This is a genomic window from Kitasatospora sp. NPDC058406, from assembly GCF_042722765.1.
Lineage (GTDB): Bacteria > Actinomycetota > Actinomycetes > Streptomycetales > Streptomycetaceae > Kitasatospora.
Window position 1 is genome coordinate 1 of record NZ_JBHXKE010000314.1, and the last position, 8,747, is coordinate 8,747.

Genomic DNA, 8,747 nt, shown 5'->3' on the forward strand with positions numbered 1-8,747 from the left:
GGTCGCCCGCCCGCACCCTGGAACAGCTCCGAGCCCTTCTGTCCGAGCCCGCCGACAAGGAAGATCAACTCTGACAGTTATTCAGAAACAAGTCCGGAGTACGAGGCGCTCGTGTCGCTCCACGAGGCGGTGAACACGCTCCACGTCGAGCTGCGCTCGGTGCTCGCGGCGGAGGACCGTGCCAGGGTGTGGGAAGCCAATGCCGAGCGCCGCGCAGAGGAGATGCGCTTCGCGTTCGAGGTCGAGGCGTTTCGCGACCTGGGGCGTGCGGCGTTCCGGTGCGCGGACGATCTGGAGGTGCTGCTGTGGCGGTACGCCAGCGCGTCTACGGTGCTCGGGATCAGCATTCTTGAGCGGCTGGCGGCTGGCGGCCTGCCGCTGTCCGACGCGGTGGTCGGGCGGTTGTGCGAGGAGCCGACCCTGGCCGAGTTCGAGCGCGCGGTCGCTGTCCCGGTCAAGGGGCTCCTTAGCCAGGAGGAAGAGCGCTTGAAGTGGCACCGCGAGGAGCGGACCAAACTGCTCGACTTCGTCGAGATCGCCTACGAGTGCCTCGGCGACACCGCGATCGAGAACCCCCTGGACCGGGCCTCCGCAGCCGGCGCCCGCCTCTCGGCGGACCACCCGAAGCACATGGACCGGCCCTGGATCGGCCATCTCGACACCCTGGTGGCCCTTGCCAAGCAGACTCCGTACGAGATCAGCCGCGTCCTGAAGACCTGACCCACAGCGTCGACCCGGCGGTTCGCCGCCTGCCGAGATGGCCACGGTCCTTGGTATGGCGGAGGCCACTTACCGGGAGCTGGAGAACACCGGTCACCGGCGCCGGGCCGCCCGCGGCCGCTACGACCCAGACCAGGACCGCACACACCCCTGGGAGCAGTGGGTGGCGCCCCTGTTCGGCGTCACTCCGGAGCGCCTGGCCGCCGCCGAGCAGCGCACCAGGGAGCACTGCCGGACCGAGCACGAGCGGCGCTGGGAGAGGACGCGCGAGCGCGACCCGGCCCGCACCGCCGCCATCGAGGAAGCCCGCCGACAACTGCGCACGGTCCTCCACCCCCACAGCTGACCGCCCCACCGACCGGAGCGGGACCTACCAGTCGGTGCCAGCCCGGTCGGCGGGCGGGCGGCGCGCCCGGTGTCGACAGCGGCGTTGCTGAGCCGGCACAGGCGACGGCGGGTCAAGAGGGTTCGGAATCGAATTTCGCCGCCGGCGCCGACCTGGTGAGGACGTCGGGCCAGCGTGCGATACACCGCTCAGACGGCCGGTCAACCCCCTATCGGGAGTCGGATTTGACCAGGTCGGAGCAGGTCGACGGCCGCTGTCGCCCCCTGGTCTGGGGGCGGCCGGATCGGTCGGGATCGGAACGGCTGCGGTGCTCTCCTATGGCGTGCAGGTGTCGAGCATCCGGTTGAGGGTGGCCTTCTTCGGCTCGGTCACGCTCAGGTCGTAGACGTGCCTGGTGTCGGTCACGGCCCGGCTGTAGGTGCACCAGTAGCCGGTGGCCGCCGGACGCCAGGCGTTTGGCGGTTTGTCTCCTTTGGAGCGGTCGGAGGCGGCGGAGACCGCGATCAGCTGGGAGTGGGTGGGGTCGTTGGCGAAGGGCTTGCGCTTGGCGGTGGTCCAGATGTCGGCCCCGACTGGCGGGGAGCGTCATTACTACCGTGCGATATTCCCGGGATGGACTACTGCAGGCTCTGGAGCAGTGCAGCCAGCTTCAGGGACCTCTGCAGATCGGTTTCGAAGATGGCGTTGGCAGTGGCGAGTACGCGGTAGTGCTTGGTGGCTTCCTGGATGGCGGCCAGACCCCCTTCCCGACGACCGACCCCGACCAGCCAGAGGGAGAGGTTGTTGAGGGCCATAGCGAGGCCGGGCAGGTGGATGTTGGGGCTGGAGGACACAAGAGACCGGTAGTGGGCGACGGCTTCTTCACCAGCGGTCAGGGCCTCCTCCCATCGCTCCGCCTCAACAAGCCGGTTGGAGAGGTTGTTGAGCGTGCGGGCGAGGCCGGGCAGGTGGATGTCGGGGCTGGCGGACACAAGGGTGCGGTAGTGGCCGGTGGCCTCTTGAATGGTGGCGAGGGCTTCTTCCTTTCGTCCCACCGCACCGAGTTGGTTGGAGAGGTTGGTGAGAATGCCGGCGAGGTTGGGCAGGTGGGCACCCGGGTTCGCCCCTGCCAGGGCGCGGTAGTGGCCGGTGGCCTCCTGAACAGCGGTCAGGGCTTCCTCCCGTTGTCCCACCGCACCGAGTTGGTTGGAGAGGTTGTTGAGCGTGCGGGCGAGGCCGGGCAGGTGGATGTTGGGGCTGGCGGACACAAGAGACCGGTAGTGGGCGACGGCTTCTTCACCAGCGGTCAGGGCCTCCTCCCACCGCTCCATCTCACCGAGCCGTATGGAGAGGTTGGTGAGAATGCCGGCGAGGTTAGGCAGGTGGGCGTCCGGGTTCGCCCCTGCCAGGGCGCGGCAGATTGCAAGGGCTTCCTGGGTGGTGGTCAGGGCTTCCTCCCACCAGCCGGTCTCACCGAGCCGGTTGGAGAGGTTGTTGAGCGTGCTGGCGAGGTTGGGTAGGTGGGCGTCCGGGTTCGCCCCTGCCAGGGCGCGATTGATGGTGACGGCTTCCTGGACGGCGGCCAGGGCCTCCTTCCACCGGCCTGTCGAGGTCAGCCGGAGGGAGAGGCTGTTGAGAATGCGGGCGAGGTTGGGTAGGTGGGCGTCCGGGTTCGCCCCTGCCAGGGCGCGATTGATGGTGACGGCTTCCTGGACGGCGGCCAAACCCTCCTCCCACCGGCCCACTCCGCCCAGCCCGAGGGAGAGGTTGCTGAGCGCGCCGGCGAGGTCGGGTAGGTGGGCGTCCGGGTTGGTGGCGGTGAGGGTGCGGCGGATGGTGGCGGCTTCCTGGGCCGCGGCCAAGCCCTCCTCCCACCGACCCGTATCGCTGAGTCGGGCGGAGAGGTTGTTCAGGGCCACGGCGAGGTTGGGTAGGTGGGCGTCCGGGTTCGCCTCGGCCAGGGTGCGACTGATGGTGACGGCTTCCTGGACGACGGCCACGGCTTCCTCCCGTCGGCCCACTTCGCCCAGCCCGAGGGAGAGGTTGCTGAGGGAGGTAGCGAGGTCGGGTAGGTGGGCGGCCGGGTTCGCCTCGGCCAGGTTGCGGTAGTGGCCGGTTGCCTCCCGAGCGGCGGCCACGGCTTCCTCCGCTCGACCCATCCTGGTCAGCCGGCTGGAGAAGGTGTTGAGGGCGCCGGCGAGGAAAGGCAGGTAGGCCGGGTTCGCCTCGGCCAGGCTGCGGTAGTGGCCGGTTGCCTCCCGAGCGGCGGCCAGGCCCTCCTCCCATCGACCCACCTCACCGAGGTTGAAGGAGACGTCGTTGAGGGCGCTGGCGAGGAACGACAGGTACGTGCCGGGGCTGGCCTTGGCCAAGGCCCGGTAGTGGCCGGTGATGGTGTGAGCGAGGCGGACGGCGGTGGCAGCAAGGCGCTGGCTGGTGGGGGGCAACCGACTGTGAAGCTCGATGAGGGTGTCGAGGGGGGTGCCGGGGCGGACGGCGACGGTGTCAAGGGCGGTGATAAGGGGGCCTGGGTGGTTGGTACGGGTGGCGGTGGTGATGATGTGGGCTGCGATCTGCTGGTGGTGGCGGATACAGAGGTCGGTGAGTCGGTTGTCGAGCCGGCGGAGGACGGGGTGGGCGGCGGCTCGGCTGTAGACGGTGAGGAGCTGGGCGGTCTGGGTGTCGTCGGCGCCGTTGAGGAGGTGGTCGGCGAGGGCGGGGTCGGTTTCGAGGACGCGTCCGATGTGACGTTCGGCTAGGCGGTCGGGCTGGAAGGTGCCCCAGGGCGGTCCGCCGGGCGCGGGGTAGAGGGTGGCGAGCCAGGCGGTGACGCGGTCGCGGCGGTCGCGGTTCTGGCCTTCGAGGACGGGCAGACGCTGCCAGAGGCGGTCGGCCTGTTCGCGGTCGGCGGCGCCGGCGAGGTGGGCGGCGGCGAGTGCGGTCTCCAGGGTGGTGAGGCTGAGGGCGGGGGCGGTGGCGAGGACGGTCTGTCGCCAGTGGCGGCGTTCGTGGGTGAGGAGTCGGTCTTCGACGAGGTCGGCTTCCTGTCCGACGGCACCCCGTTCTACAGGCTGGGCCTGTTCCGGGGAGCGCGGTTCGGCGGTGTCGAGGAGGTCGGCGAGGGCGGTCATGTGGAGGGTGAGGGCGTTGCCGTAGGCCTCGCCGTCGAGCCGGGGCGGCCGCAGGGTGCGGGCGAGGGCGGGCCAGTCGTGGGCGGGAAGGCCGTCGACCTGGGGAAGTATGCCGGTGAGGGCCTCCGCGGCGTCGCGGTAGTGCTGTTCGCGATCGGTGCGGGTGTCGTCGAGAGGGTTGAGGAGGCGAGTGTGGGCAGCGGCGAGGTAGTCCTCGGCGAGGCTGGTGGCGGTGGTGGCCTGCTGCCACCAGTCGCCGTCGGTGCGGGCGAGCAGGAGCAGCTTGAACGGGGTGTCGGCGGGGTGGTCGGCGGCTGCCTCGACGAGGGCGGTGATCTGGTCGGTGCGGCTCTCGGCGTAGTCGAGGACGACCAGAAACGGTCTGGCGGCGTGCCGCAGGTCGCGTAGTTGTTCCGCGCGGGCGGTGGTGCGCGGCCACAGGACGGCCCAGCCGTCGGCGGCGAGCTGGTGGGCGAGGTGATGGGCGAGGCGGGTCTTGCCCTGCCCGCCGGGGCCGTGCAGGAGCCAGGCGCCAAACCCGCCGAGCCGGCACCAGGCGGTCAGTTCGCCGAGGAGGCCGTCGCGGCCGTGGAAGGGGACGATCTGGTGGCGGGCCTGGAGGAGGGCCGCAGGCGAGGGCAGGCGCAGGGTGCGGTCGGGGTCCTGGGCGCGGTCGGCGAGGTCCTGGAACTCGACCGCCTGCAGGCCGCCGCTCGGGCCGGCGCCCCACTCGGCGAGGGCGGCGCGGAACGCGGCGTCGTGGTGGAGGACGTAGGCGGGTACCGCGTTCAGCCGGCCATGGCCTGAGTGGGCGCGGTCGGAGGCGATGACGCCGGTCAGGAGCCGGTCACAGAAGACCGCCGCGCCGGACAGCCCGGCGAACGGCGAGGCGCCGTCGGCCCGCCACACAGGTGCAGGCTGGTCGAGGTCGACGACGTGCTGGTTGCCGACGAAGCCCGTGCCTGGGTTGAGCCGGCCGCGCAGCTGCTCGGCCTCTATGTCCCGGCCCGGCCGCTGGGCGATGTCGGGGACGCCCCAGGTCTCGCACGGGATCGCGGGGCGGTCGGTGACGGCGCGGCCCCACCGCACCGGGGAGGTGGGCGGTTGCCAGTGGACACTGTCGTGGACGAGGACCAGCGCCGCGTCGTCGCGCCGGCCCGGCGTACCGGACCACACCACCCGGCCCTCCGCGGCGCCGCTGCCGGCCGGGTGGAACACCCTCACCCTGGTACCGAATGGCCCGGCGACGTGGGCGGAGGTCAGGACCAGGCGCCCACCGACCGCGTACCCGGACCCGCGTCCGCCGGACCCGTTCACTCCGGCAAGCCGCACCCGCTCCACCCGAGCCCCCTACCGCTCAGTCCTGCGTACCATCACCTGGCCCGCGGTCGGCTCAGGGGGCCGGTTGCGGTTCCGGTTCTCAGCCGTCGATGCGCCCGGTGCTGTCACCGGGGCCTTCCTGCCCGGTGTGGCGGAGCTGACCAGAAGGTCGGTGCCGTCGGGGCGCCTGAAGGCGAGGGTGAAGGCGATGGGGTGGCTGCGGCTTCGTGAGACGCCGGCCTCGGCCTCGGCTGCGACCGCCCACGGCTTGAACCCGGCCTTGGCGTCGGCGCGCAGCTCGACCTCGAACTCCATCTCCACCAGCCTTACCGCGAACACCACCTGCGGATTGTCCCCCGCCCGCGCCGCGGCTTCGAGCAGTTCGTCGCGAACCGCCGCAGCCGCGTCCGCCAGCGGAACATCCGCCTGACATACCCCCACCAGTTCTGACGGCCAGTCATTCAATGTGAACACCGTAGGGCCAGCGCGGGCCCTACGTAGGGCAAATCCGACTTCGGTCGGCCGACCTGCCCACCAGGACGCGGAGCGGGTCGGCTGGCCAGGTCGGTGGCTACGTGCAGGTGTCGAGCATCCGGTTGAGGGTGGCCTTCTCCGGCTCGGTCACGCTCAGGCCGTAGGCGTGCTTGGTGTCGGTCAAGGCCCGGCTGTAGGTACGCCAGTAGCCGGTGGCCGGCGGGCGCCAGAGGTCGGGGGTCTTGTCACCCTTGGAGCGGTTGGAGGCGGCGGAGACCGCGATCAGATGGGAGTGGACCAGGTCGTTGGCGAAGGCGCGGCGCTTGGCGGCGGTCCAGGTGTCGGCCCCGGAGCGCCAGGCGGCGGCGAGCGGGACGACGTGGTCGATGTCCAGAGCGCCGGCGGTGGTGAACGTCATGTTGTCGAAAGCGCTGACCCAGGTTCCGGCCACGGCCCGGCACAGTTCGTCCTGGATGACTCCCTCGCCGTCGCGGGCGAGGACGGTCTCCCGGGTTATCTGCATGCCTTCCCTGACTCCGAGCCACGTGGGCCACAGGGGCAGGCTGCTCCTGTGCCTCATCGTTATCGTCCATACGGTGAGGGACGAGATCCACAGATGATGCAGGAGAGCACCACCGCATGTTCAGAGCAGAGAAGGCGATATCCCCGGCCACCGGGGCGATCACCTGGCTCCTCGTCGACGAGGAGACGTACATCCCCACCCGGAGAGCCTTGAGTACTCCATCCACCTACGCGCCAAGAACCGCTCACCGCTGACCCCGCGCAACTATCTGCCCCGCGTCGGTCGGCTCCTGAACCGGTGTTCCGGACGGGGCACCGACTGGAAGACCATGTCGCTCGGCGAGATGGCCCACTACAAGTTCCACATCGAGCAGACGCCGGACTCACGCACCCTCCGCCTGCCGACAGGTAAGACCGTCAACGCCGTGGGTGAGCACCGCCTGCGGGTTCCTGCGCTGGTGCGCGGCCACCGGCATCGTGGCCCCAGAGGTTGCATCCACGCTCAGCGAGCCCCGGTGGATGTCACCAGCGGCTTCCGCCCATCTGGGCGTCCCTGTCCGGTCCTCCGGCAGACGCCTCACTGTCTCCTGGGGCCGAGATGCTAGATCGACACGAGTCCGGACTGGTCGAAGTTGCTTGCCCATTCCCGGATGATCCCGATTACCTGGTCCCAGGCGCCTGTCATCAATAGAACTCCTGTGAGAACCAGCATGCCGCCGCCCAGTCTCATGATCAGAAGGTAATGTCGCTTTACCCAACTGAATGCCTCCAGAGCCCCACGAAAGGCAATCGCCGTAATCAGAAAGGGGAGGCCTAGACCTGTGCAGTAGGCGATGCCGAGCAGGGCTCCACGGCCAGCGCTTGCCTGTTCCAGGGCTAGCACCTGCACTGCGCTGAGCGTCGGCCCCAGGCATGGCGTCCATCCAATGCCGAAGACCAGGCCGAGCACGGGGGCGCCGATCAGGCCGACGATCGGTCGTCGGTGCAATCTGAATTCACGCTGAGCGAAGTTTGGAAGTAGTCCGGCGAATGTCAGCCCCATGAGAATAGCAAACGCTCCGGATGCTTGCTGAATGATGCGCTGATGCTGCTGGAGGACGTTCCCGAATGACCCAAAGAGCGCGCCTGCGGACACGAATACAATCGTGAATCCTGCGACAAACAGGGTGGCGCCAAGAAGAACTCGGCCGCGCTTTCGACCCTCTGTGCTGGAGAGGTCCGAAGCGGAGAATCCCGTGACGTACGATAAATAGCCGGGAACGAGTGGGAGGACGCATGGGGAAAGGAACGATACAAGGCCAGCTAGCACCGCTACCGGTATTGCTAGGATTAGGGCGCCGGAAAAAATTGTCTGGCTCCCATCGAAAGCCAGAAATGATTGCCCTTTCTCACTCACGGCGCCACCGCGATCACGGCACAACGCACCTCTTGACGGCAGCCGGGCGGCGAGAGCAGCGCGTGAGGGCGCTGAATCAAAGTGCAGCACATGAGGCAGAGCCTCCCACATGCCTGGAGAGGGCTTGAAGGCGGGGACGGCCGCGCTTCACCAGGACCAGGACAGCAGCGTGTGCCTGCCCCGCGGCTCGACGACCTGTGCGCCCTTGACGAGGACGTGCTCCACTGCCAAGGGCGCGGAGTTCTCGAAGGGGCCTCAGTCTGCGGCTATGGGAGGCGCTGAGCACGCACCGTCCTGGTCCCGGCCGGTGTGCCGCGGCTGACGTGCTGTGCGGCCTGGCTGGACCACGACGGGCTGCTGTCGGTCATCGGAGGCGCCGTGATGCGCCTTGTCGTCGAGAAGTTACCCGGTGGTGGAACCGGCCGGTGTGGCTCTGGCGGTCGCGCGTCGGTGCCGCCCCGGTCGATGTGGACCGCTGCGACCGGGGATCAGGGCACCTTCAGCCGAAACTGACGTACCGCCACCTACTGCGTCTTGTCTCGGCGTGCCGGGCAGTCTTCGTGTCGCTGAAAAACAGCAGTCCCGGCCGCCAGAATGCAGGTGGGACTCTTCTGTGAGTTTCGTGCGAGATTCGACCGGGGGACCGTAGGTCGCACACCCGTACGGTGGCGCGGCGCGCAATGCACGCGCAACCATGCGGCCGGGGTCCGGTGACTGCCTGGCAGTACACAGTTTCCCGGAGGGCGGCTGCGCAACCGGGTGTGCGAGGCGCTCCGCGCGGGCGAGGCTGGCGGGCTGGTACCCATCAGCGCCGGGTTGGGCGGACGGTCGCGGTCCCCTCGCGTGAACGCGAGGGGAC

Annotated in this window: 6 protein-coding genes; 2 read left to right on the plus strand and 4 right to left on the minus strand. The window is 69.4% G+C overall.

The features are described 5' to 3' along the window. Positions 1–720, plus strand: a 720-nt coding sequence (locus ACFWOG_RS36855; RefSeq protein WP_380363778.1) for a hypothetical protein, incomplete at its 5' end; no start/stop codon positions are given. A gap of 55 nt (positions 721–775) precedes the next feature. Then, positions 776–1,066 (plus strand): hypothetical protein, encoded by a 291-nt coding sequence (locus tag ACFWOG_RS36860; protein WP_380363780.1) that lies wholly within the window; start codon positions 776–778, stop codon positions 1,064–1,066. A 617-nt stretch (positions 1,067–1,683) separates the two neighbouring features. On the opposite strand, the gene ACFWOG_RS36865 is transcribed toward ACFWOG_RS36860, so the two are convergent. The 4 genes from ACFWOG_RS36865 to ACFWOG_RS36880 form a co-directional block, all read right to left on the minus strand. Continuing rightward, on the minus strand, positions 1,684–5,400 hold the full coding sequence (locus ACFWOG_RS36865; RefSeq protein WP_380363782.1) for a tetratricopeptide repeat protein: 3,717 nt from the start codon (positions 5,398–5,400) through the stop codon (positions 1,684–1,686). A 126-nt stretch (positions 5,401–5,526) separates the two neighbouring features. Continuing rightward, positions 5,527–5,961, minus strand: coding sequence for a trypco2 family protein (locus ACFWOG_RS36870; RefSeq protein ID WP_380363784.1), 435 nt, complete (start codon positions 5,959–5,961; stop codon positions 5,527–5,529). Positions 5,962–6,067: 106 nt separating this feature from the next. Then, on the minus strand, positions 6,068–6,493 hold the full coding sequence (locus ACFWOG_RS36875; protein WP_380363786.1) for a DUF1524 domain-containing protein: 426 nt from the start codon (positions 6,491–6,493) through the stop codon (positions 6,068–6,070). Positions 6,494–7,093: 600 nt separating this feature from the next. Further along, a complete protein-coding gene (locus ACFWOG_RS36880) occupies positions 7,094–7,864 on the minus strand; it encodes a cytochrome c biogenesis CcdA family protein (protein ID WP_380363788.1) in 771 nt (256 codons plus the stop codon). Positions 7,865–8,747: the final 883 nt, after the last annotated feature.